The sequence below is a fragment of the Saccharothrix longispora genome (assembly GCF_031455225.1).
Lineage (GTDB): Bacteria > Actinomycetota > Actinomycetes > Mycobacteriales > Pseudonocardiaceae > Actinosynnema > Actinosynnema longispora.
Genome location: NZ_JAVDSG010000001.1, coordinates 5,715,958 through 5,736,950 on the forward strand (window position 1 = coordinate 5,715,958; position 20,993 = coordinate 5,736,950).

General features: G+C 73.5%; 19 protein-coding genes. 10 read left to right on the forward strand and 9 right to left on the reverse strand.

Translation table 11 applies throughout. From position 1 onward, the window contains the following. Both J2S66_RS23870 and J2S66_RS23875 read right to left on the reverse strand, forming a co-directional pair. Positions 1-990 (reverse strand): ABC transporter permease, encoded by a 990-nt coding sequence (locus J2S66_RS23870; protein WP_310309494.1) that lies wholly within the window; start codon positions 988-990, stop codon positions 1-3. Between the two features lie 25 nt (positions 991-1,015). Then, positions 1,016-2,704 (reverse strand): ABC transporter substrate-binding protein, encoded by a 1,689-nt coding sequence (locus J2S66_RS23875; protein WP_310309495.1) that lies wholly within the window; start codon positions 2,702-2,704, stop codon positions 1,016-1,018. A 156-nt stretch (positions 2,705-2,860) separates the two neighbouring features. On the opposite strand from J2S66_RS23875, the gene J2S66_RS23880 reads away from it, so the two are divergent. Further along, positions 2,861-4,132, forward strand: coding sequence for an ROK family protein (locus tag J2S66_RS23880; RefSeq protein ID WP_310309496.1), 1,272 nt, complete (start codon positions 2,861-2,863; stop codon positions 4,130-4,132). Between the two features lie 39 nt (positions 4,133-4,171). Here the strand turns inward: J2S66_RS23880 and J2S66_RS23885 are convergent, their stop codons facing one another. Further along, a complete protein-coding gene (locus J2S66_RS23885; RefSeq protein ID WP_310309497.1) occupies positions 4,172-4,810 on the reverse strand; it encodes a ThuA domain-containing protein in 639 nt (212 codons plus the stop codon). Continuing rightward, positions 4,807-5,478 (reverse strand): TetR family transcriptional regulator, encoded by a 672-nt coding sequence (locus J2S66_RS23890; protein WP_310309498.1) that lies wholly within the window; start codon positions 5,476-5,478, stop codon positions 4,807-4,809. The genes J2S66_RS23885 and J2S66_RS23890 overlap by 4 nt, the downstream gene beginning before the upstream one ends. A 72-nt stretch (positions 5,479-5,550) precedes the next feature. Between J2S66_RS23890 and J2S66_RS23895 the strand changes: the two genes are divergently transcribed. The 5 genes from J2S66_RS23895 (at position 5,551) to J2S66_RS23915 (ending at position 9,242) form a co-directional block, all read left to right on the forward strand. Beyond that, on the forward strand, positions 5,551-6,270 hold the full coding sequence (locus tag J2S66_RS23895; RefSeq protein ID WP_310309499.1) for an MSMEG_6728 family protein: 720 nt from the start codon (positions 5,551-5,553) through the stop codon (positions 6,268-6,270). A gap of 65 nt (positions 6,271-6,335) precedes the next feature. Continuing rightward, positions 6,336-6,761: a DoxX family protein gene (locus J2S66_RS23900; protein WP_310309500.1), complete on the forward strand. Its 426-nt coding sequence runs from the start codon at positions 6,336-6,338 to the stop codon at positions 6,759-6,761. A 175-nt stretch (positions 6,762-6,936) separates the two neighbouring features. Beyond that, the gene (locus J2S66_RS23905; RefSeq protein WP_310309501.1) at positions 6,937-7,368 is read left to right on the forward strand and encodes a YciI family protein; all 432 of its coding nucleotides are present in this window, start codon (positions 6,937-6,939) and stop codon (positions 7,366-7,368) included. A gap of 56 nt (positions 7,369-7,424) precedes the next feature. Continuing rightward, complete coding sequence (locus J2S66_RS23910; RefSeq protein WP_310309502.1) at positions 7,425-8,708, forward strand: RNA polymerase sigma factor; 1,284 nt, start codon at positions 7,425-7,427, stop codon at positions 8,706-8,708. Positions 8,709-8,780: 72 nt separating this feature from the next. Next, entirely contained in the window at positions 8,781-9,242 is a 462-nt protein-coding gene (locus J2S66_RS23915; RefSeq protein WP_310309503.1) for a DUF6194 family protein, read from the forward strand. Positions 9,243-9,261: 19 nt separating this feature from the next. Here J2S66_RS23915 and J2S66_RS23920 read toward each other — a convergent pair whose 3' ends face one another. Beyond that, positions 9,262-11,940 carry an ATP-binding protein gene (locus tag J2S66_RS23920; RefSeq protein ID WP_310309504.1) on the reverse strand — a complete coding sequence of 893 codons (2,679 nt, stop codon included), beginning with the start codon at positions 11,938-11,940 and terminating at the stop codon, positions 9,262-9,264. 406 nt (positions 11,941-12,346) lie between these two features. On the opposite strand from J2S66_RS23920, the gene J2S66_RS23925 reads away from it, so the two are divergent. Next, positions 12,347-12,868, forward strand: a complete 522-nt coding sequence (locus J2S66_RS23925; protein ID WP_310309505.1) for a hypothetical protein — start codon at positions 12,347-12,349, stop codon at positions 12,866-12,868. 69 nt (positions 12,869-12,937) lie between these two features. Beyond that, on the forward strand, positions 12,938-14,224 hold the full coding sequence (locus tag J2S66_RS23930) for a PepSY-associated TM helix domain-containing protein (protein WP_310309506.1): 1,287 nt from the start codon (positions 12,938-12,940) through the stop codon (positions 14,222-14,224). Positions 14,225-14,325: 101 nt separating this feature from the next. On the opposite strand, the gene J2S66_RS23935 is transcribed toward J2S66_RS23930, so the two are convergent. Genes J2S66_RS23935 through J2S66_RS23945 form a run of 3 tightly spaced genes read right to left on the reverse strand, consistent with a single transcriptional unit; the run spans position 14,326 to position 17,159 of the window. Further along, complete coding sequence (locus J2S66_RS23935; protein WP_310309507.1) at positions 14,326-15,342, reverse strand: hypothetical protein; 1,017 nt, start codon at positions 15,340-15,342, stop codon at positions 14,326-14,328. After that, on the reverse strand, positions 15,315-16,064 hold the full coding sequence (locus J2S66_RS23940; protein WP_310309508.1) for a PP2C family protein-serine/threonine phosphatase: 750 nt from the start codon (positions 16,062-16,064) through the stop codon (positions 15,315-15,317). Before J2S66_RS23940 ends, J2S66_RS23935 begins: the two co-directional genes overlap by 28 nt. A gap of 54 nt (positions 16,065-16,118) precedes the next feature. Next, positions 16,119-17,159, reverse strand: coding sequence for an ROK family transcriptional regulator (locus J2S66_RS23945; protein WP_310309509.1), 1,041 nt, complete (start codon positions 17,157-17,159; stop codon positions 16,119-16,121). Positions 17,160-17,284: 125 nt separating this feature from the next. On the opposite strand from J2S66_RS23945, the gene J2S66_RS23950 reads away from it, so the two are divergent. Next, a complete protein-coding gene (locus J2S66_RS23950) occupies positions 17,285-17,746 on the forward strand; it encodes a heme-degrading domain-containing protein (protein ID WP_310309510.1) in 462 nt (153 codons plus the stop codon). A gap of 140 nt (positions 17,747-17,886) precedes the next feature. On the opposite strand, the gene J2S66_RS23955 is transcribed toward J2S66_RS23950, so the two are convergent. Then, complete coding sequence (locus J2S66_RS23955) at positions 17,887-18,984, reverse strand: serine hydrolase domain-containing protein (RefSeq protein ID WP_310309511.1); 1,098 nt, start codon at positions 18,982-18,984, stop codon at positions 17,887-17,889. 254 nt (positions 18,985-19,238) lie between these two features. On the opposite strand from J2S66_RS23955, the gene J2S66_RS23960 reads away from it, so the two are divergent. Then, the gene (locus J2S66_RS23960) at positions 19,239-20,864 is read left to right on the forward strand and encodes a glycosyl hydrolase family 18 protein (RefSeq protein ID WP_310309512.1); all 1,626 of its coding nucleotides are present in this window, start codon (positions 19,239-19,241) and stop codon (positions 20,862-20,864) included. The last annotated feature ends 129 nt before the right edge of the window (positions 20,865-20,993 follow it).

Genomic DNA, 20,993 nt, shown 5'->3' on the forward strand with positions numbered 1-20,993 from the left:
TCAGCCGCTGACGCGGGTGCGCGGGTCGATGACGGCGTAGAGCAGGTCGACCACGAGGTTCGCGCCGAGCACGGCGACCGTGATCACGAGGAAGATGCCCTGCATGAGGGCGTAGTCGTTGTTCTGCACGGCCTGGAGCAGCTTGGAGCCGATGCCCGGGTAGGAGAAGACCTGCTCGGTGATGACGGACCCGGAGACCACGAACCCGAGCGAGATCGCGAAGCCCGCCACGGACGGCAGCACGGCGTTGCGCGCCGCGTACTTGATCATGATCCGGGAGTCGCGCAGGCCCTTGGCCCGGGCGGTCAGCACGTAGTCCTCCGCCGTGGTGGAGACCATCATGTTGCGCATCCCCAGCAGCCAGCCGCCGACCGAGGAGATGACGATGGTCAGCGCGGGCAGCGTGCCGTGGTGGATCGCGGAGCCGATGAAGTCGGCGTCCCACCCCGGCGACAGGACGACGTCGTAGCCGCCGAGCAGCGGGAACCAGCCCAGCGCCGAGGCCAGCACGGCGACCAGGATCAGCGCCAGCCAGAAGTACGGCACGGCGGCGAGGACGGTGGTGGCGGGCACCAGGCCGTCCAGCCAGGTGCCGCGCCGCCAGCCGACGAACGCGCCCAGGACGATGCCGAAGGCGAACGACAGGAACGTCGCGATGCCGACGAGCACGAGCGTCCAGGGCAGCGCTTCCGCGATGATCTCGGACACCGGCGTCGGGAACGCCGACACCGAGATGCCCAGGTCACCGCGGAACATGTTGCCCAGGTAGGAGAAGTACTGGCTGACGAGCGACTCGCCGCTGTTCGTGCCGAGCAGCAGTTCGTACGCCCTGCGGGCCGACGGGTCCACGGTTCCGCCCCGCTGCGCGAGCTTCGCCATGAGGATGTCCACCGGGTTGCCCGGCATGAGCCTCGGGATGAAGAAGTTCAGCGTCAGCGCCGCCCAGAGGGCGACCAGGTAGAACGCGAACTTCCGTGCGTAGTACCTCATCGGTCCGCCTGTCCCCGGTGCGCGATCACCGACCGGCGGGCTTGAGCTTGAGGAAGATCTCCGAGTGCTCCGGGCGCGCCCAGACGGCCGGGAACGAGTACAGGTCGTCCTCCGTCGGCCAGCCGGTGAACTTCTTCGCGTTGAACTCGCTGGTCGTCCCGCCGGTCAGCACCGGGATGTACGGGATGGCCTTCTCGATCTCGGTCTGGATGGTGTCGAAGTACGGTTGCCGGGCCGCCGCGTCCTTCGGGTCGACGCCCTTGAGCGAGGTGAGCGCGGCGTCGACGGCCGGGTTGGAGAAGCGCGCGAAGTTCGGGTTCGCGACCTCGCCGACCTTGGCGGTGGTGGCGGTGCTGAAGAAGTACGACGCGTTGTAGTACGGATCGGGCGCCGGCCCCTGGTTCAGGGCGTCGATCAGCAGCTCGAACTCGCCGCGACCGCGCGCGTCGGACCACTCGTTCCAGGACACCTGCTGCGCGGTGACCCTGATGCCGACCTTCTGGAGCTGCTGGGTCATCGTGTCGACGGCGGTGATGTAGTCGGTCCAGCCCGCGACGACCTTCAGCGTCATGGCCAGCGGCTTGCCGTCCTTGGCGTAGACGCCGTCCGCGCCCTTGGCGTAGCCGGCGGCCTCCAGCAGCGCGGTGGCCCTGGCCTCGTCCGGCTGCATGGGGGCGGACCTCTCCTGGAGCTTCGCGGAGACGACGTCCTCGTCCCGCTCCAGCAGCGCGGCACCGGGCGAGATCTCGCTGGAGGTGTTCTCGAAGGCCAGCTGGTTGACCTGGGTGCGGTTGATCGCGTAGTAGATCGCCTTGCGCACGGCCACGTCGGTCTGCGGGCCCTGGCAGCCCAGCGCGGCGTTCGAGCAGGTGAACAGGGCCGTCTGGTTCATCGGGACGGTGATGGCCTTGTACCCGGGGTAGTTCTTCTCGACGTCGGCGATGTCCGGCACGGGGCCGGTCTGCCAGTCGATCTGCCCCTGCCGCAGGGCGGCCTCACCGGACTGGTTGCCGGACAGCGCGAGGTAGCGGACCTTCTTCAGCGCGGGCTCGCCGTCGTAGTAGGACGGGTTGGCCTTGAGCGTGAACGCCTGGGCCTTGAAGTCCTCCAGCTGGAACGGGCCGGTGCCGACGGGCTCCTTGACGACGTCGGTCGCGGGCGTCGCGAGGTCCTTCCACTTGTGCGCGGGGACCATCCAGATGCGGCCCAGCACCTGCGGGCCCTCCATGAACGACGGCTCGTCGAACGTGATGGTGACGGTGGTGTCGTCGACCGCGGTGGCGGTGCCCTTGTAGCCGGTGCCGTTCATGGCCGCGTTCTTCTTGACCATGTCGAGGGTGAAGACGACGTCCTCGGCGGTGAACTTCTCGCCGTCGGTCCACGTGGCGTCGTCGCGGAGCACCACGTCGAGCTTCGTGCCGTCGGTGTTCCAGGTGAAGCTCCTGCCCAGGCGCGGGCGCGGCTCGACGTCGCGGATGTTGTTGAAGAAGAACAGCGGCTCGAAGATCGTGCCCGGGCCCTCCAGCGTGGTGGGCGAGAACGGGTTGAAGTTGATCTGCCAGTCACCGGACTGCCCGGTGTAGACGATCAGCGTGTCCTTGTTCGTGTCGCTCGCCTGGTCCGACCCGCCGCAGGCGGTCGCCAGCATGGCCACCGCGGCCAGCCCGGCCGCCGCCGTGCGCGCTCGGGAGGGGCGCTTTGCCTTCAGGAACATCGTTGATTCCTCTCGTGGCCCGAGACCGGCCGCGGTCCCGCGTTGCCCGAGATTGTTAAGTCAATGAAGAAACGAAGTCAACACTTGGCGGTCATCTGCCGGCCAAGTTGCTACCCTTCGTCCGACGAACGAACTAAGACGGACGCGGGGGACCTGGTGAGCGGACCGGCGCGGGCGACGCGGCACGCGAGCAGCAAGGCCGCCGTGCTCGACGTGGTCCGCGCGGCGGGCACCATCAGCCGGGTCGGCCTGATCAACGCCACCGGTTTCACCGGGGCCACCATCTCGACCGTCGTCCGCAAGCTCATCGACGAGGACCTGGTCGTGGAGACCGGGCGCGCCGAGTCGACCGGCGGCAAGCGGCGGGTGCTGCTCCAACTCAACCACTCCGCCCGCTACGCGGTGGGCGTGCACCTGGACCACGCCGGCATCACGTACGTGCTGACGAACCTGGGCGGGTCCGTCGTCGCGCGCATCTCGCGGGCCGGGGCGGGCGCGGCCGAGCCGCGGACCGTCGTCGAGCGGATGGCCGCCGAGGTCCGGGGCCTCGTCGACGGCGTGGGCGTGGACCACGATCGGGTGCTCGGGCTCGGCCTGGTCTCCCCCGGTCCGCTCAGCTCGACCACGGGGATGGGCCTGACCCCGCCGTCCATGCGCAAGTGGGAGGACTTCCCGCTCGACCAGGCGTTGCAGGCCGCGACCGGCCTGCCGGTGGTCCTGGACAACGACGCCACCGCCGCCGCGCTCGGCGAGCACTGGTCGGGCGGCATCGGCGGCACGGCCGTCTCGGCGGCGCTCTACATGGGCACCGGGATCGGCGCGGGCCTGGTCATCAACGGCATCACCTACCGGGGCAGCAGCGGCAACGCGGGCGAGGTCGGGCACATCTGCGTCGACGCGAACGGCCCGGAGTGCTGGTGCGGCGCGCGCGGGTGCGTCGAGGCCCTGGCGGGCCCGGCGTCCGTGGTGGCGGCGGCCAGGGCGGACGCGGCGCTGGCCCGGTCGGCCGGCCTCACCGGTCGGTCCAGGTCGGTGTCGTCGGACTTCGCGGCGGTCAGCCGGGCGGCGCGGCGCGGCGAGCCGTCGGCGCTGGCGATCCTGGAGCGCTCGGCGCGGTACATCGCCGTCGCGACGCGGACCCTGGCGAACATCATGGACCTGGAGGTCGTGGTGCTCACCGGCCCGAGCTTCGCCATCGCGGGCTCGGTCTACCTGCCGGTGGTCCGCGACGAGCTGGACCGCGCCTTCTTCTCCCGCGCCGCGCACGCCGTGGACGTCCGCCTGTCCCGGTCGGCGGCCACGGCGTCGGCGATCGGCGCGGCGGCGCTCGTGCTCCAGTCCGAACTGGTCCCGCTGCACGAGGGCCTGCGGCTGCCCGAGAACCTCGCCGACTCCGAACCCGCCGCACTGCCCGCCGACACCGCCTGAACCGGGTCGGCGCCCGAACCGGGTCAGCGCCCGAACCGGTCAGCCCCGGGTGCGGGCCGCCCACAGCAGGCCGCGCTCGACGATCGTGCGCACCTGCGGCACCGCCAAGTCCTCCGGCGCGTGGCCGACCGTGCAGGCGAACACCCGCCCCGCGCCCCACCGGCGCGTCCACACGGCGGGCACGGTGAGCGGCGCGTGCCACGGGTCCGCCGGCTCGAACGTGGTCGTGGCGTGCACGTCGTTGAGCCCGTCCGCCAGCACCCAGTACTGCTCGGTCCGCAGTGCGAACCCGGACAGGCCCGCCACCACGGGGTGGGTCGAGGTGATCTCCACCCGGTGGTCCACGAAGTCGCCGGGGTGCGCGACGAACTGGCCGCCGACCAGCCGCATGTACCCGCGCGAGCCCCGGAACGCGTCGACCAACCCGCCGTGCCACCCGGCCAGGCCCGTGCCCGACCGCACCGCCGCCTCCAGGCAGGCGAACCGGTCGTCGCTCAGCTCGCCGTCGCTCCAGCACTGCACGACGAGGTCGTAGGACGGCAGCGCCGCGTCGTAGACCTCCAGCGAGTCGGACACGTCCACCGCGAACCCTGCGCCGCGCAGGAACGGCAGGAACGCGTCGGTCGCCTCCACGGGCGAGTGCCCGGCCCAGCCGCCGCGGACCACGAGTGCCTTCACGGGCGGGCACTGTAGTCGGCGACGCCCCCCGCGCGGGCCACCAGGCCGACGAGCTGGTTGACCAGGCCCTCGGTGAGGCCGGTCGCGAACAGCTCGGCCGCCGGCGGGGACCCCATCTCGCGCAGGACGACGGCGACCGCCTCGGTGGGGTTCGCGTACGGCCACAGCCCGGCCGTCATGACGAGCACCGCGTGCGCGAAGTGCCGCGCGCCCGCCGCGTCCAGGACCGGCAGGCGGGTCCGCACCAGGTCGGCCAGCCGGGTCGTGCGGGCGTGCGCGCGGAGCTTGAACGCGCGCGCGGAGTCCACGGTGACGTTGCGCTCCAGCACGCCCGCCATGCCGGCCACCAGCTCGCACAGCAGGTCCCGGCCGACCAGGGACGACGCGACGGCGGTGGCGACCGCGACCGGTCCCCCGGTGTCGGGCAGGCGTCGCTCGACGTCGTCCAGCCAAGCCCCCCACTCCTCGTCGAGGACCGCCAGGAAGATCGCCTCGCGGCTGTCGAAGTACCGCAGCACGTTCGACTTGGCCAGGCCGACCCGGTCGCTCAGCTCGCGCAGGCTGATGTCCGCGACCCGCCGTTCCCGCAGCATCGCGCGCGCCGTCCCGAGGATCGCGCGGCGGCGCTCGGCCACCTGCTCGGGCCTGCGCGCGCGCTGGAACTCCACCCGATCAGGGTAACAGCCCGGCGGTCTCTTGGAATCGCGCGTGCCCGCCGCCGACCGGGGTAACCGGGGCGCGTGCAGACGTTCCTGCCGTACCCGACGTTCGGCCGCAGCGCCGCGGCGCTGGACACGCGACGCCTCGGCAAGCAGCGGGTCGAGACGCTCCAGGTCCTGCGGGCCCTGGTCTGGCCCGAGTACGGCTGGAAGCGGCACCCGGCGGTCGTGATGTGGCGCGGCTTCACGCCCGCCCTCGTCGCCTACGGCGTGGCGGTGTGCGACGAGTGGCGGCGGCGCGGGCACCGGGACGGCGTGCGCGCCGTGCTCCTCGACTACCACGGCGGGCGGGAGCCGACCTGGTCCTGGTGCCTGCGCGAGGGCCTGCTGCCGCCCTGGCTGGGTGACGGGAGGCTGCACCGCAGCCACCAGTCGTCGTTGCTGCGCAAGGACCCCGAGCACTACCGTCCGCTGTTCCCCGGCGTGCCGGACCACCTCGACTACCACTGGCCGGGCGAGTCGTTCCCGCCCGACCTCCCGGACACGCCCGGCCTCGTCGCCTGCCGGCTCGACGCGCCGCCGCTGCCCGACGAGCACCTGCCGCCCGCGCCGCCGCTCGACCACCGGCCCGGCCCGTCCGTCGCCCGCGTCCCCACCGAGGCGGACCTGGCGGCGATGCGCGCCGAGGCGGAGGACCCGCGACGGGTCCGCTTCTTCCGCCGCGGCCAGCCGCTGCCCCCTCCGACCGGCAGGTTCACCCTGCTGATCGACCTGCCGGAGAAGATCCCGGAAGAGATCTGACCGACGTGTCGATCCGGCGGGGTCCCCGTTCGTCGCCCTGGCAAGACGACCCGGGAGGACCCGCGATGACCACCGACACCCGCACCACCACCACCGACACCCGCACCGCCAGGCGCAACGACGTCGCGCTCGGCGTGTTCCGGCTGGTCGTGTCGTTCCTGTTCGGCTTCCACGGCCTGATGGGGCTCGGCTTCTTCGGCGGCGTCGACGGCCAGGGCGCCGCGGTCCCGTTCGGCTCGTGGCCGGGCTGGTACGGCAGCGTCATCGAGCTGGCCGGCGCGGTGCTCGTGCTGCTGGGCCTGTGGGCGCGGCCCGCCGCGTTCGTGCTGTCCGGCGTGATGGCCTTCGCGTACTTCACCGTGCACCAGCCGGTGGCGCTGCTGCCGATCCACAACAACGGCGAGCTGGCGGCCGTGTACTGCTGGGCGTTCCTGCTCCTCTCCGCCCTCGGGCCGGGCGCGTTCACGCTCCGGCGGGCGCTGCGCCGGTGAGCCTCCCACGACCACTCCGCCGGCGCGCCCCCTCACCCGGGAATCGGCGGCCGGCGTCCCGCGAAAAAGAACTTCGGAAAAGTTCCGGCACCGTGTCGATTTCGCGTGGGGCTCGTTCGTCGCTCCCGCAGAGGCCAGGATGTACCGGGTTCACGAACCGAAGAGGAGAACGACGATGCGTTTCATGGTGATCGTGAAGGCGACCGCGGCGAGCGAGGCCGGCATCGAGGCGACCGAGCAGGAACTGGTGGACATGCTCGCCTTCAACGAGGAACTGGTGAAGGCGGGCGTGCTGCTCGCCGGCGAGGGCCTGTACCCCAGCTCGCGGGGCGCCCGGGTGTTCTTCGACGGTGACGAGCGCACCGTGGTCGACGGGCCGTTCACCGAGACCAAGGAGCTGATCGCGGGTTTCTGGCTGCTCGACGTGAAGTCCCTGGAGGAGTGCGTCGAGTGGGTCAAGCGGGTGCCGAACACGTCCGGCGGGCACTCGCAGATCGAGGTCCGGCAGGTGATCGAGTCCGAGGACTTCGCGAACGCGCCGCAGGAGCTGGTCGACCGCGAGAACGAGCTGCGCGCGCAGCAGGGCTACCCGACCGCGCGGGGCTGAGGGCGGCCGACCGCCTTGCCGACGCGCGCCGGTAGCTGGTCTGATCCCGGACCGTGATGGCTACCGACGCGCGTCGCGCGGTCGAGGCGGTGTGGCGGATCGAGTCCGCGCGGTTGATCGCCGGTCTGGCGAGGATGGTCCGCGACGTGGGCCTGGCCGAGGAGCTGGCGCAGGACGCGCTCGTCAGCGCCCTGGAGCAGTGGCCGGGGACCGGCATCCCGCGCAACCCCGGCGCGTGGCTGATGACCGCCGCGAAGAACCGGGCCGTCGACCAGATCCGGCGCAGGCGGAACTACCAGCGCAAGCTGGAGCAGATCGGCCGGGACACCGCCCGCGACCACGTGCCGGACGCGAGCACGGGCGTCGGCGACATCGACGACGACCTGCTGCGCCTGGTGTTCACCGCCTGCCACCCGGTGCTGTCGACCGAGGCCCGGGTCGCGCTGACCCTGCGCCTGCTGGGCGGCCTGACCACCGGGGAGATCGCCCGCGCCTTCCTGGTGCCCGAGGCGACGGTGGCGCAGCGGATCGTGCGGGCGAAGAAGACCCTCGCCAAGGCGGGCGTCCCATTCGAGGTGCCGGCGGAGGACGAGCGGGCCGCCCGGCTGGCGTCCGTGCTCGGCGTGATCTACCTGATCTTCAACGAGGGCTACTCGGCCACCGCGGGCGACGACTGGATGCGGCCCGCGCTGTGCGAGGACGCGCTGCGACTGGCCCGCGTGCTGGCCGGCCTCGCGCCCCGCGAACCCGAGGTGCACGGGTTGGTGGCGCTGCTGGAGATCCAGGCGTCCCGGTCCAGGGCGCGGGTCGGCCCGAACGGCGAGCCCGTGCTGCTGATGGAGCAGAACCGGGCGCGCTGGGACCGGCTGCTCATCCGGCGCGGGCTGGCCTCCCTGGAGCGGGCCGAGGCGCTGGGCGGGCCGGCCGGGCCGTACGCGCTCCAGGCCGCCATCGCCGCGTGCCACGCGCGGGCCCGCACCCCGGAGGACACCGACTGGGCCCGGATCGCGGCCCTGTACGAGGCGTTGGCGCTGGTCGCCCCGTCCCCGGTCGTGGAGCTGAACCACGCGGTCGCGATCGGGATGGCGCTCGGGCCCGCCGTCGCCCTGGAACTGGTGGACGAACTGGTGGACGTCCCGGCGCTGAAGGACTACCACCTGCTGCCGAGCGTGCGCGGCGACCTGCTGGCGAAGCTCGGCCGGCACGCCGAGGCGCGGGTGGAGTTCGAGCGGGCCGCCGCGATGACCCGCAACGGGCGGGAGCGCACCCTGCTGCTCGCCCGCGCCGCCGCCTGCCGCCCCGGGCCCGCGGGCTGCCAGGTCCAGGAACCCCCGGTTTGAGGGTTCGCGCCGCCGCTCCCGGCGATTCCTCCGCCGAACCCTCACAGGGAAGTTCAATGGAACACTCGAAGCATGGATGCCGAGCGGGTGACGCGGTACATCGACGAGACGTTCGACGGGGTCAGGGCGCCGGAGGCGAACGGCGACACGTTCTTCCTCTACGACCCGGACGGCGACCTCCCGCCGGAGCGGCAGGTGCCGTTCGCGACGATCGTGACCGGGGACGCCTACGACGACAGCTCCGCGCTCGACGGCACGGACGACTACCGGCTGAACATCGGCCTGACGCGGGCGGGGTACGCGGCGGTGGTCGGGTCGGCGCCGGGTGAGGTCGACCACGCGGCGCGGGACGTGCTGATGCCGCACCCGGTCTACGCGGGTCTGCACTGGGTGTGCGTGGTGTCACCGAGCGACGCCACGTTCGAGGCGGTGCGCCCGCTGCTCGCCGAGGCGCACGCCTTCGCCGCGCGCAAGCACGCCAACCACGCGCGCCGCGCGGGCGTCGGGCGCGACGGCCCCCACCGGGCGGGGTGACCGGGCGGGCGTGGGAGCGCTACCCCTGGTCCTGGGCGGGCCGCCGGTGGCGGATGGCCTCGCGCGCGATGTCGGTGCGGGAGCGGACGCCGAGCTTCGCGAGCACGTGCGAGACGTGCGTGGCGACCGTGCGGCCGGACAGGAACAGGCGTTCGCCGATCTGCCGGTTCGACAGGCCCGTCACGACGAGGTCGGTGACCTTCAGCTCCATGGGCGTGAGGCTGTCCCAGCCGTGCGTGGCCCGCCGGTGCTTGGCGTGCGGGCCGCGCCGGATGCCGTGCTCGCGCAGCCGGGCCAGCAGGCGGGTCGTGTCCCACTCCGCGCCCAGCTCTTCCTGCACCTCCACGGCGCGGCCCATGGCGTCCCGCGCGGCGGACCGGTCGCCCTCGGCGGCGAACAGCAGGGCGGCGGAGGACAGCGCCGCGGCCCGGTACAGCGGTCGGCCCGCCACCCGGTACTCCTCGGCGGCGGCCAGCAGCCCGTCCGGGTCGCCGGCCACCAGTGCCCGGCAGTGCAGGGCGGACGCGCGGCGGTGCGGCACGGCCGGTTCGACGGCCAGCGCCTCGGCCCGCGCGACCGCGGCGGACGCGTCCTCGCCCAGCTCCACGGCCAGCCGCACGGTGTCGGGCAGCAGGTCCTCGACCGACTCCCACCCGGCGTCGAGCACGGCCCACGCCTCGCGCGTCTTCCCGGCCTGCTCCAGCTCCAGGCTCAGGGCCAGCGACAGCGGGCCGACGACGTGGCCGCCCAGGTCGGCGCCCGCGGCGGCGAGGTGGCGGCGGGCGCCGACCGAGTCGCCGCGGTGCAGGTGGACCAGGGCGGCGACGCCGTGGTCGCAGCGCGACACCAGCGGGTGCTTGAGGTCGTCGGGGAGCAGGTCGACGTCGACGAGCGCCTCGTCCCACCGGCCGGCGTCGAGCAGGAGCTGGCCGAGCGCGCTCTGCGCCTGCGCGAGCCGCACGAGGTTGCCGACCTGCTCGGCCGCGTGCCGCACGACCTGCGCCGAGGCGATGGCCTCCGCGCCGCGGTCCAGCTCGCCGAGCGTCACCGCCTGGTTGATCTGGAGCAGCAGCCGCAGGTCGGACGTCGCGGGCTCGCCCATCGCGACGGCCAGGGCGCGGTCGAACAGGGGCAGCGCCTCGGCCATCCGGCCGCGCACCATCGCCACGATCGAGCGCACGTGCAGCGCCCAGCTCGTGGCCCGCCGGTCGCCGTCGACCAGCGCCGCGGCGGCGAGCCGCTCGGCGTCGTCGAGCTGCCCGATGTCCCAGTGCGCGCGGGCGGCGAGCACGAGCAGCCGGGCGCGGTCCGACGAGGTCAGGTGCGGCAGGGCCAGCGCGCGCTCCACCTCGGCCAGCGTCTCGGCCGACCGGCCGGTCATGCTGCGGCACTGCGCCAGCGTCCAGTGCAGGTCCACGAGCGCGCCGTGCTCCAGGCCGGCCAGCGCGACCGACTCGGCGCCGTGGTGGTCGCCGCAGCGGAACCGCGCCTCCGCCAGGTGCGCGAGCAGCACGCCGCGCCGCCCGCCCGCGCTCGGCGAGGTCACGACCCGCCCGAACAGGTCGACGGCGGCCTCGGGGGCGTGCGCGACGAGCATCGAGCCGTGCACCACGAGCCAGTCCGCCACCCAGTCGGGCACGCGGTCGTCGGCGGCGAGCAGCTGCCGGGTGACCCGGTCCACGCCCGCGCCGGAGTCGGCCAGGGCGCGGGCCGCCTCGACGTGCCACGCGCCGCGCGCCGCCTCGGGGACCTCGTCGTACAGGGCGGTGCGCACCAGCGGGTGCCGGAACGACAGGCCGGCCGTGCCGTCGACCAGCACGCCCGCCACGGTGGCCTCCTGGAGCGCGGGCAGCAGCTCGACCACGCGGCGGTCGAGGACGGCGGCCAGGTCGGCGACCGGGAAGTCCACGCCGAGCAGGGCGGCGGCGACGAGCACGCGCCGCACGTCCGCGCCGAGGAAGCCGATCCGGTCGGCGATGGCGGCCGACAGCGACGGCGGCACACCCAGCTGCACGAGCCGCGCGATCCTCGTGGCGTCCACCTCGACGGCGCCGCCGCGCAGCAGCGCCTCGACCAGTTCGACCAGGTAGAGGGGGTTGCCGCCGGCGTCCTCGGCGAGCCTGGCCAGCGCCTCGTCGGGGGTGCCGCCGGTGAGCGCCCCGACCAGCTCGACCACGGCGACCGGGTCGAGGCGCGGCAGCGGCAGGCGTTCCACGCCCTTGCGCAGGGCCGCCACGTCGTCGCGGCGCGGCAGCGGCCGCAGCACGCCGACCAGCAGCAGCGGGAGCTGGTCCACGAGTTCGGCGAGCCACCGCCACACGGCCACGCTCGCCTTGTCGGCCCACTGGAGGTCGTCGAGCACCAGCACGACGGGGCCGATCGCGCACAGGTCGTCCACCCGGGCGAGCAGCCGTTCGGCGGTGGCGGCGGAGCTCTCGGAGCGGCCGGCGGCCAGCGCGTCGAGCAGCGGCAGCAGCGGCAGGGGGCGGCCCAGCTCGTCGCCCGCGCCCCGGCAGACCCGGAAGCCCCTGGCCGCGGCGACCTCGCACGCCGCCTTGACCAGTGCCGTCTTGCCGATGCCGGCCTCGCCCTCGACGAGCAGCGCGGCGCCCCGCCCCTGGGCCAGGTCGTCCACCAGCGCCAGGAGGCGGCCCAGCTCCCGCTCGCGACCGACGAGGCGGAGTGTGACGGCGCGCACACTGTGAGAATACGGTGCTAACCCCCCGTCAACAAGGTGTTACCTTATTTCGAATTCACCTGAATGCCGCCCGGTCCGATGTTTGTTCACGCCGATTACGCTCCACGGCCCGCGGACTGCCGGCACGGTAATCAACGAAATTCCCCGGCCACACCAGACTGGAGAACGCATGCGAATCGGACGAGTGCTCGTCGCCGCCCTGCTGGTCACGCTCTTCACCACCGCTGCCACGGCGGCCACCGGCCCGTTCGGCGGACTGCCCTACAACTGAGGCGTCGATATTCCACGCGAATGGGCGTGAATAGCGGCGAATAGGGGTCGCCCGGACAACGTGGTCCGGCTGGCCCTGCCACGCCCCTCCTTCGGGTCTTCTTCCGCGCTCGTCCGGCCGCTACGCTGCGGAATCGTGGCACCGGCCCCCACCCGAGGCGCCGCGCGCGTCGTGCGCTGCGGTGCGGTCGGGGTGTCCACGGGCCTGCTCGCCGTCCTGGCGCACGCCGCCGGCGGCGGCCACCTGCCCTCCCCGCCCCACGTGCTGGTCTTCGCGCTGTCCATCGGCTGCGCGTGCGCGCCGCTGACCGACCGCAGGCTCGGCTTCGGCGAACTGCTCGGCCTCGTCGGCGCGGTCCAGGTGACGGCGCACGTGCTCCTCGCCGTGCTGTCCCGGCACGAGCGCGACCTCGTCCCGCCGCCGTCGATGCTGCTGGCCCACGTGCTCGCCACCGCCGTCGTCGTCTCGGCCCTCGCGGGCTTCGAGGGCGCCCTGTTCCGGCTCGCCGCCGCCCTGGCGGCCGTGCTGCCGCGCCGCCTCGCCCCGCAGCCCGCCGCGGCGCCGCTGCGCATCCCCATCGCCGCGCACCCCGACCACCCCCTGTCGGACGTCCTGCGCCGCCGCGCGGTCCCCCGCCGCGGCCCGCCCCGCCCCTAGGTACGCGCCCTCCCCACACCACCGCCCCGAACCGGGACCGGTGGCGCCTCCCCGTACCCAGGAGCTCCCATGTCCGAGTCCTGGCGCGGCCTCGTGCTGCGCTTCCACTTCTACGCGGGCGTGCTCGTCGGCCCGTTCGTGCTGGTCGCCGCCCTCACCGGCGTGCTCTACGCGGCCACTCCCCAGCTGGAGTCGTGGCTGTACTCCGACCAGCTGCGCGTGCCGGAGTCCGCCCAGTCGGTTCCGCTGTCCCAGCAGGTCAAGGCCGCCGTGGACGCGCGGCGGGGTGACCTGCCCGTGGCCGTGCGACCCGCGCCCGGCCCCGGCGACACCACCCGCGTGCTGTTCGCGGGCGAGGGCGACGCCCGACCCACGGTGTTCGTCGACCCGGCGGACGCGCGGGTCGTCGGCACCCTCGACACCTACGGCACCAGCGGCGTCCTGCCGCTGCGCACCACGATCGACACCGTCCACCGCAACCTGATGCTCGGCGAACCCGGCAGGCTCTACAGCGAACTGGCCGCGTCCTGGCTGTGGGTGGTCGCGCTGGGCGGCGTGTTCCTGTGGTTCGGCCGCCGCCGCGCGCAGCGCCTCAAGCCCACCACCAAGCGGCACGCCACGCTCGGCCTGTGGGTGCTGCTCGGCGCGCTGTTCCTGTCCGCCACCGGCCTGACCTGGTCCACCTACGCAGGCGAGAACGTCTCCGCGCTGCGCGCGGCGCTCGACTGGTCCACGCCGTCCCTCGGCCCGGGCGACCACGCGGGCCACGACATGAGCGACCCCATCCCGCCCGCCACGGGCGAGATCGACTCGATCGTGGAGACGGCGCGCGGCGTCGGCGGGGTCGACGCGGCCCTCGTCGAGGTCACCCCGCCGGCGATGGCCGGGATGCCGTGGCACGTCACCGAGATCGAGCGCGGCTGGCCCACCCAGGTGGACGCGGTGGCGGTCACCGGCGGCGCGGTCGTGGACGAGGTGCGGTTCGACGACTACCCGTTCATGGCGAAGCTGGCGCGGTGGGGCATCGACGCGCACATGGGCGTGCTGTTCGGCTGGCCCAACCAGCTCCTGCTGCTCGCCCTGGGCCTCGGCCTCGTCACGCTGGTCGTGCTCGGCTACCGGGTCTGGTGGCTGCGCAGGCCGACCCGCGGCTTCGGCAGGCCCGTGCCGCGCGGCCAGTGGCGCAAGGTGCCGCGCGGCCAACTGGTCGCGGTCCTCGTCGTGGCCGCGGTGGTCGGCTGGTTCGTGCCCCTGTTCGGGCTGTCGCTGCTGGCGTTCCTGCTGGTGGACGCCGTCGTCGGCACCCGCCGCGGGAAGACCGCGTCGGAGGCCGCACCGCAGTCCGAGACGGTGTAGGACCGCGCGGCGATCGGGCCGGGAGCGGGTCGGCCCGCGCCCACGCGCTTCGGTGGGCGCACCACACCGCCCCCGGCCCGCGCCGCACCCGCCCGCCGGGCTCAGCCGAGCTTGTCGGCGAGCATCCGGGCCTTGGCGAACTCCGCGTGGTGGTCGCCGAAGTACGACCACGGCCACCGCGACGCCCGCTCCCCCGCCTCCGCCATGTGCCCGAGGAACCTGCGCACGTCCTCGCGCTTCAGCCCGGCCACCGCCTCGACCCCGGCGTAGTAGGTCGCGAAGACCTGGTTGGCGCGCATCCACCGCGGGTGGCCGCGCTCCGCGTCACCGGCCGCGAGCAGGTGGTCCGACACGGCCGCCACCTCCAGCCGGACGACCCGCCTCGCCAGGTAGTCGATCGACCGCCACCGCCGGCGGAAGCTCACCGACTCCGCGTCGCGCAGCGGCACCTCGACGTGCGCGGCGGGGACCAGCGCGAGCAGCGGGTGCCCCGCCGGCAGGTCGGACACCCGGACGCGGGCGAACTCCAGCATCCGCTCGTGGCTGCCGTACCACTTGTCGGCGAGCATCTGGAGCCGGTGCTCGTTGGCCGACACGAGGTCCGGGCACAGCATCTGCACCCGGACGAACACCTGGTCGCCGTCCTGGTCGTGCTCCGGGGCGCCGAGGGCGAGGCTCATCAGCCGCGCCCACGGCACGACGTCGTCCGGCGCCAGCTCGGCGGCCCGGCGCAGCGCGGTCCGGGCCTGGTCGGCGAGGTCGAGGAACCGGGCCAGCCGGTCCTCCTCGGTGTACTGCGCGTACGCCTCGCCGCGCTCCTCCCACGCGGCGGCGTTGAGCGCGCTGCCGAGCAGGAGCAGGCTGTCGGCGTCGTGGCGCTCGTCCACGGCGGAGTGCAGCGCGGGCAGCACGTGCTGCCCGGCCTCGCCGAGCACGTCGACGCGCAGGTCCCGGCGCTCGGGGTCGTGGGTGGCCGCGAGGAGCGCGCGGGCCGGGCCGGTGTCGCCGGCGACGAGCGCGCGGGCGGCGCGCTCCAGCTCGGCGTCGCGCCAGGCGAGGTCGACGGTGGGTGGCAGGTCTGCGGGCACGGTCAGCGGCGCAGCCACTTCGGCAGCCACGACGCGTTGCCCGCGGGCACCACGTCCACGACCACGCACGTGATGTTGTCCGGGCCGCCGCGCGCGTTGGCCGCCTCGATCAGCAGCCGCACGGTCTCGTCGCCGTCGGCCGACGTGGTGAGCAGCTCGGCGATCTCGGCGGGCGCGACCACGTCGGACAGGCCGTCGGAGCAGATCAGGTACCGGTCGCCCTCGGCGGCGTCCTGGTGGAACAGGTCCGGGTCGTGCGCGCTGCCCGCCTGGAGCGCCCGCATCAGCATCGAGCGGCCGGGGTGCTCGCCCGCCTGCTCCGCCGACATGCGGCCGTCGTCGACCAGCGCCTGCACCATCGTGTGGTCGCGGGTGACCTGGGTCAGCTCGCCGTCCCGCACGAGGTAGCAGCGCGAGTCGCCGATGTGGCCGACGGCGAACCGCTCGCCGTCCCACCACAGCGCGGTGAGCGTGGTGCCCATGCCGCGCATGTCGAAGTTCTCCTCGGCGAGGTCGGTCAGCCGGATGGCGATCTCCCGGGCCGCGCCGTTCAGCTCGCCGAGCGGGTCGTCCGCCTCCGGGTCGAGGTCCGCGAGCACCGCGATCGCGATCGAACTGGCCACCTCGCCGTACGCGTGGCCGCCCATGCCGTCGGCGACGGCGAAGAGGCGGTCGCTGAAGTAGACCGAGTCCTCGTTCGCTTCACGGCGCAGGCCGGGGTCCGTGCCGACGGCGTACCGGAGCGCATGCATGTCGGATAGTGAATCACCCGCGCGGGTGCCCGTGAGCAGGGCATCTCCAATTCGTCACCGGGGACGGCCGTAGAACTCGCTCAGGACGAGCATCGCGGCCCCCGCGGCCACCACGTCATCCCCCAGCGGGGTGATCGACACGTCCACCGGGAGCCACTCGTCCTTGGGCAGCCGGGCGCGGACACCGTCGAGGTAGGCGGCGGGTTCGGCGAGCACCGCGCGGCCCGCGAGCACGACGTGGTCGATGTCGAGCAGCTGCACGAGGTCGGCCACGGCGATGCCGACGACGTCGGTCGCGCCGACCAGGTCGCCGCGCGCGGCGGCGAGGTTGTGCAGGACCTCGACGCACCCCGTGCGCCCGCACACGCACACCGGGCCGTCGACCTGGAGCGTGGTGTGCCCGTACTCGCCGGCGTTCGTGCGCACGCCCCGGTGCACGCGGCCGTCGAGCAGCATGCCGATGCCCAGGCCGGTGCCGACGAGGACGAGGACGGCGTCGCTGACCTCCTCGCCGCGCCGCCACGCCTCGGCGACGACGGCGGTGTTGGTGTCCTTGTCGACGACCACGGGCAGGCGGAGGCTCTCCTCGGCGAGGGCGCGCAGCGGCACGTCGTGCCACGCGCTCAGCCCCGTCGGGTAGTGCACGACGCCCGTGCGGTGGTCGAGCGGTCCGACGAACCCGATGCCGACGCCGAGGAGCCGGTCGTCGCGCAGGCCGTCGACCAGGCGGGTCAGCTCGCCGACGAACGCGGGCGGGTCGAAGTCGGGCGGCAGCGGCGCCACGGCGCGGTCGAGCACGGCGCCCGAGAGGTCGGTGAGCACGACGCGCAGCTCGTCCCGCTCGACCTGCGCGCCGAGCGCGAGGCGGCTGTCGGCGACCAGTTCGAGCAGGGTGCGGGGCTTGCCGACGCCGACGTTGCGGGTGCCGGACTCGACGAGCAGGCCGTCCGCGATGAGCCGGCCGACGACCTTCGACACCGCCTGCGGGGTCAGGCCGCTGCGCTCGGCCAGCTCGACCCTCGTGACGGCGCCGGACCGGGCGAGGCCCAGCACCACCGCGTCGTTGTATCCCCGCAGGAAGCGCAAGTTGGGCACCTGGTCATCCTCGCACGTGTGGCGTTTACTAAACGCCGTTGCTTTAATGGGGCCATGCCTGTGCGCGCCGAACCGCCCCGTCGCGACCGCCCGACGCCCGCCCGGACCGCGCGGGCGGTGACGTCGTGAGCCTGCTCGACGAGTTGGCCGACCAGGAGGCCCGGCTGGTCTTCCGGGCGTTCGACAACGAGGTGGCGCTGGAGCTGGGCGCGTTCCTCCTGGACGCCGCCCGCGCCCGCGCGCTGCCGGTGACCGTCTCCGTGCGGCGCGGCGCCCAGCGCCTCTTCCACGCGGCCCTGCCCGGCACGTCGGCCGACAACGACGAGTGGATCGACCGCAAGTCCCGCGTCGTGGACCGCTACGGCCAGAGCTCGTTCCGGGTCGGCGAGTCGTTCCGCGCGGCGGGCAAGGACTTCGACCGCGACTCGCGCCTGGACCCGGACCGCTACGCCGCGCACGGCGGCGTCTTCCCGGTCCTGGTGGCCGGGGTGGGCATGGTGGGCACCGTGGGCGTGTCCGGCCTGCCGCAGGCCGAGGACCACGCGTTCGTGGTGGAACGGCTGGAGGAGTTCCTGGCCACCCGCTGACCCCGGTGGCGGCCGACCGCCCTCGGCCGCCGCCGCGCCGCGACGACGCACCCCCAGGCGTCGTCGGGCGGCCGGGGAGGGCGCCCGCACACCGGACGCCCTCCCCGCGCAGCCTTCTCGCGCAGCCACGCGTCAGGCCGTCAGCAGAAGACCTCGGTCAGCAGCTCCTCGGCCCCGGTGATCGGCCCCGGGTCCGGGGCGGAGGTCAGGGACACCGTCAGGCGGGTCCTCGCGTCCGCCGTGCCGACCACCAGGCTGGAGTAGCCGGGGATGCCGCCGCCGTGGCCCCAGACCTCCACGCCGCACGGCAGGGTCGACCGCTCGACGCCCAGGCCGTACTCCCCCGCCACCGGGATCAGCTTCGTCAGCTCGGCCCGCTGCGCGGGGCGCAGGAGGCGGCCCTCCAGGAGGGCTTCGGCGAAGCGGTCGAGGTCGGCGGTCGTGGAGATCATCCCGCCCGCCGCGTGGGCGACCGACGGGTTGATGCGCGTGATGTCGTCCACCTCGCCGCGCAGGCGCTGGTAACCGTGCGCGTGCGGCCCCGGGATCGCGACCGCGGCGCCCGGCACGTGGGTGTGGCGCAGGCCCAGCGGGCGCAGGACCCGCCGCGCCACCGCCTCCCCGTACGGCCGCCCGGTGACCTTCTCGACGAGCAGGCCCGCGACGACGTAGTTGGTGTTGGAGTAGTTCCAGCCGGTGCCCGGCGGGAAGTCCGGCGGCCGGGCCGTGGACAGGGCCACCAGCTCGGCGGGCGCCCACGTCCGGTACCGGATGGCCTCGTAGCCCTCCGGGTCGGACGGCAGCGCGTCGGTGTAGTTGGAGAGCCCGCTGGTGTGCTGGAGCAGGTTCCGCACGGTGATCCGGTCGCCGTCGGGCAGCAGGCCCGGCAGGTGGCGCGACACCGGCTCGTCCAGCCCGACCGAGCCCTCGCCGACCAGTTGGAGCACCACCGTCGACACGAACGTCTTGGTGATGCTGCCGACCCGGAACCGGCCGTCGAGCGGCACCGGGCGCGGCGAGCCGACCTCCGCCGTGCCGGCGCGCGCGGTGAACTCCCGCCGGCCGTCGACCACCCGCACCTGGACGCCCTGCGCGCCCGTGCGGGCCATCTCGTCGACCGCCCGCTGCACCACCGCGCGGTCGACCCGGTCACCGGCCGGGGCCGCGACCGCCGTTCCCCCGAGACCCAGCGCGGCCGTCCCCACGACGGCCGCCAGGGCGATTCCCCTCGTGCCCATCAACGCGTGTCCTCCCGTTCGACGCCGATGACCCGAGTCTGGTCACGTGGACGGGCGCCGGCGTCACCCCCTGGTGGCGGGGGACCGTCGACTTTAGGCTCGACCACCCCTAGTGGTCAGCGGCCCGCGGAACCGATTCCGAAGCCGCTCGCGTTACTCCGTTCGAGTGACGACAATGGTCTAGACCTTGACCGTGAAGTGGTCTGAACCACATGGTGACACCACCCTGCACTCCTTTCCTGACGAGGAGCACGATGTCCAAGATCCGATGGCATGTCACAGCGGCGGCAGTAGCCGTCGCCACATTGGCGGTGGGGCTGGTCGTCGCACCCGCGGCGAGCGGTGCGGGCGGCGTCTCCGCCACCTTCACCAAGGGCTCGGACTGGGGTACCGGCTACGAGGGCAAGTACACGATCCGCAACGGCTCCAGCGCCGCCCTGAGCACTTGGACCGTCGAGTTCGACCTGCCCGCGGGCGCCCGGGTCAGCTCCATCTGGGACGGCTCCCAGACCACCAGCGGCCAGCACGTGACCGTGAAGCCGACCTGGAACGGCAGCGTCGGCACCGGCGGCTCGGTGAGCTTCGGCTTCAACGTGGCCTACTCCGGCTCGTACTCGGCCCCGGCCAACTGCAAGCTGAACGGCGCGTCGTGCGACGCCGGCGGGACCAACCCGACGACGACCACCACGACCACCACCACGACGACGACGACCACGACCACCACGGGTCCGACGACCACCACCACCGGCACCCCGCAGCCCGGTGGCAAGAAGAACCTGGGCTACTTCACGCAGTGGGGCGTCTACGGCCGCCAGTACTTCGTGAAGAACATCCACACCTCCGGCTCGGCCGCGAAGCTGACGCACATCAACTACGCGTTCGGCAACGTGCAGAACGGCCAGTGCACCATCGGTGACGCCTACGCCGACTACGACATGGCCTACACCGCCGCGAACTCCGTCGACGGCGTCGCGGACACCTGGGACACCGGCTCCCTGCGCGGCTCGTTCAACCAGCTCCGCAAGCTGAAGAAGATGTACCCGCACATCAAGGTGCTGTGGTCGTTCGGCGGCTGGACCTGGTCCGGCGGCTTCGGCCAGGCCGCGCAGAACCCGGCCGCGTTCGCCGAGTCCTGCTACAAGCTCGTCGAGGACCCGCGCTGGGCGGACGTGTTCGACGGCATCGACATCGACTGGGAGTACCCGAACGCCTGCGGCCTGACCTGCGACACCTCCGGCTTCAGCTCGATGAAGACGGTCTCCCAGGCCCTGCGCACCCGGTTCGGCGCCAACTACCTGGTCACCGCCGCCATCACGGCGGACGGCTCCAACGGCGGCAAGATCGACGCGGCCGACTACGGCGGCGCGGCGCAGTACCTCGACTGGTACAACGTCATGACCTACGACTACTTCGGCGCGTTCAACGCCCAGGGCCCGACGGCCCCGCACTCCCCGCTCACCTCCTACCCCGGCATCCCGCAGCAGGGCTTCAACTCCGACGCGGCGATCCAGAAGCTCAAGAGCAAGGGCGTCCCGGCGGCCAAGCTGCTGCTCGGCATCGGCTTCTACGGCCGCGGCTGGACCGGTGTCACCCAGGCCGCCCCGGGCGGCACGGCGACCGGCGCGGCACCCGGCACGTACGAGGCGGGCATCGAGGACTACAAGGTCCTGAAGAACACCTGCCCGGCCACCGGCACCGTCGCGGGCACCGCGTACGCGTTCTGCGGCAACAACTGGTGGAGCTACGACACCCCCGCCACCATCGGCGGCAAGATGTCGTGGACCAAGAGCCAGGGCCTCGGCGGCGCGTTCTTCTGGGCGCTCGACGGCGACACCTCGAACGGCGAGCTGATCACCGCGATCAGCAACGGCCTGAAGTAACCCTCCCGGCACGACCCGAAGGGCCCCTGCGGACCACCGCAGGGGCCCTTCGACGTACCCGACCGCCGACTTCGACAAGTACTTGTCAATCCGGGAGCTTGCCGGGATGACCTCGTTGACCGACCGCGG

Excerpts from the sequence above, each read along its gene's own strand:
- J2S66_RS23870 (WP_310309494.1), bottom strand. The coding sequence starts at position 990 with ATGAGGTACTACGCACGGAAGTTCGCGTTCTACCTGGTCGCCCTCTGG.
- J2S66_RS23875 (WP_310309495.1), bottom strand. The coding sequence starts at position 2,704 with ATGTTCCTGAAGGCAAAGCGCCCCTCCCGAGCGCGCACGGCGGCGGCC.
- J2S66_RS23900 (WP_310309500.1), top strand. The coding sequence starts at position 6,336 with ATGACCACCGACACCCGCACCACCACCACCGACACCCGCACCGCCAGG.
- J2S66_RS23905 (WP_310309501.1), top strand. The coding sequence starts at position 6,937 with ATGCGTTTCATGGTGATCGTGAAGGCGACCGCGGCGAGCGAGGCCGGC.
- J2S66_RS23910 (WP_310309502.1), top strand. The coding sequence starts at position 7,425 with ATGGCTACCGACGCGCGTCGCGCGGTCGAGGCGGTGTGGCGGATCGAG.
- J2S66_RS23915 (WP_310309503.1), top strand. The coding sequence starts at position 8,781 with ATGGATGCCGAGCGGGTGACGCGGTACATCGACGAGACGTTCGACGGG.
- J2S66_RS23930 (WP_310309506.1), top strand. The coding sequence starts at position 12,938 with ATGTCCGAGTCCTGGCGCGGCCTCGTGCTGCGCTTCCACTTCTACGCG.
- J2S66_RS23940 (WP_310309508.1), bottom strand. The coding sequence starts at position 16,064 with ATGCATGCGCTCCGGTACGCCGTCGGCACGGACCCCGGCCTGCGCCGT.
- J2S66_RS23955 (WP_310309511.1), bottom strand. The coding sequence starts at position 18,984 with ATGGGCACGAGGGGAATCGCCCTGGCGGCCGTCGTGGGGACGGCCGCG.
- J2S66_RS23960 (WP_310309512.1), top strand. The coding sequence starts at position 19,239 with ATGTCCAAGATCCGATGGCATGTCACAGCGGCGGCAGTAGCCGTCGCC.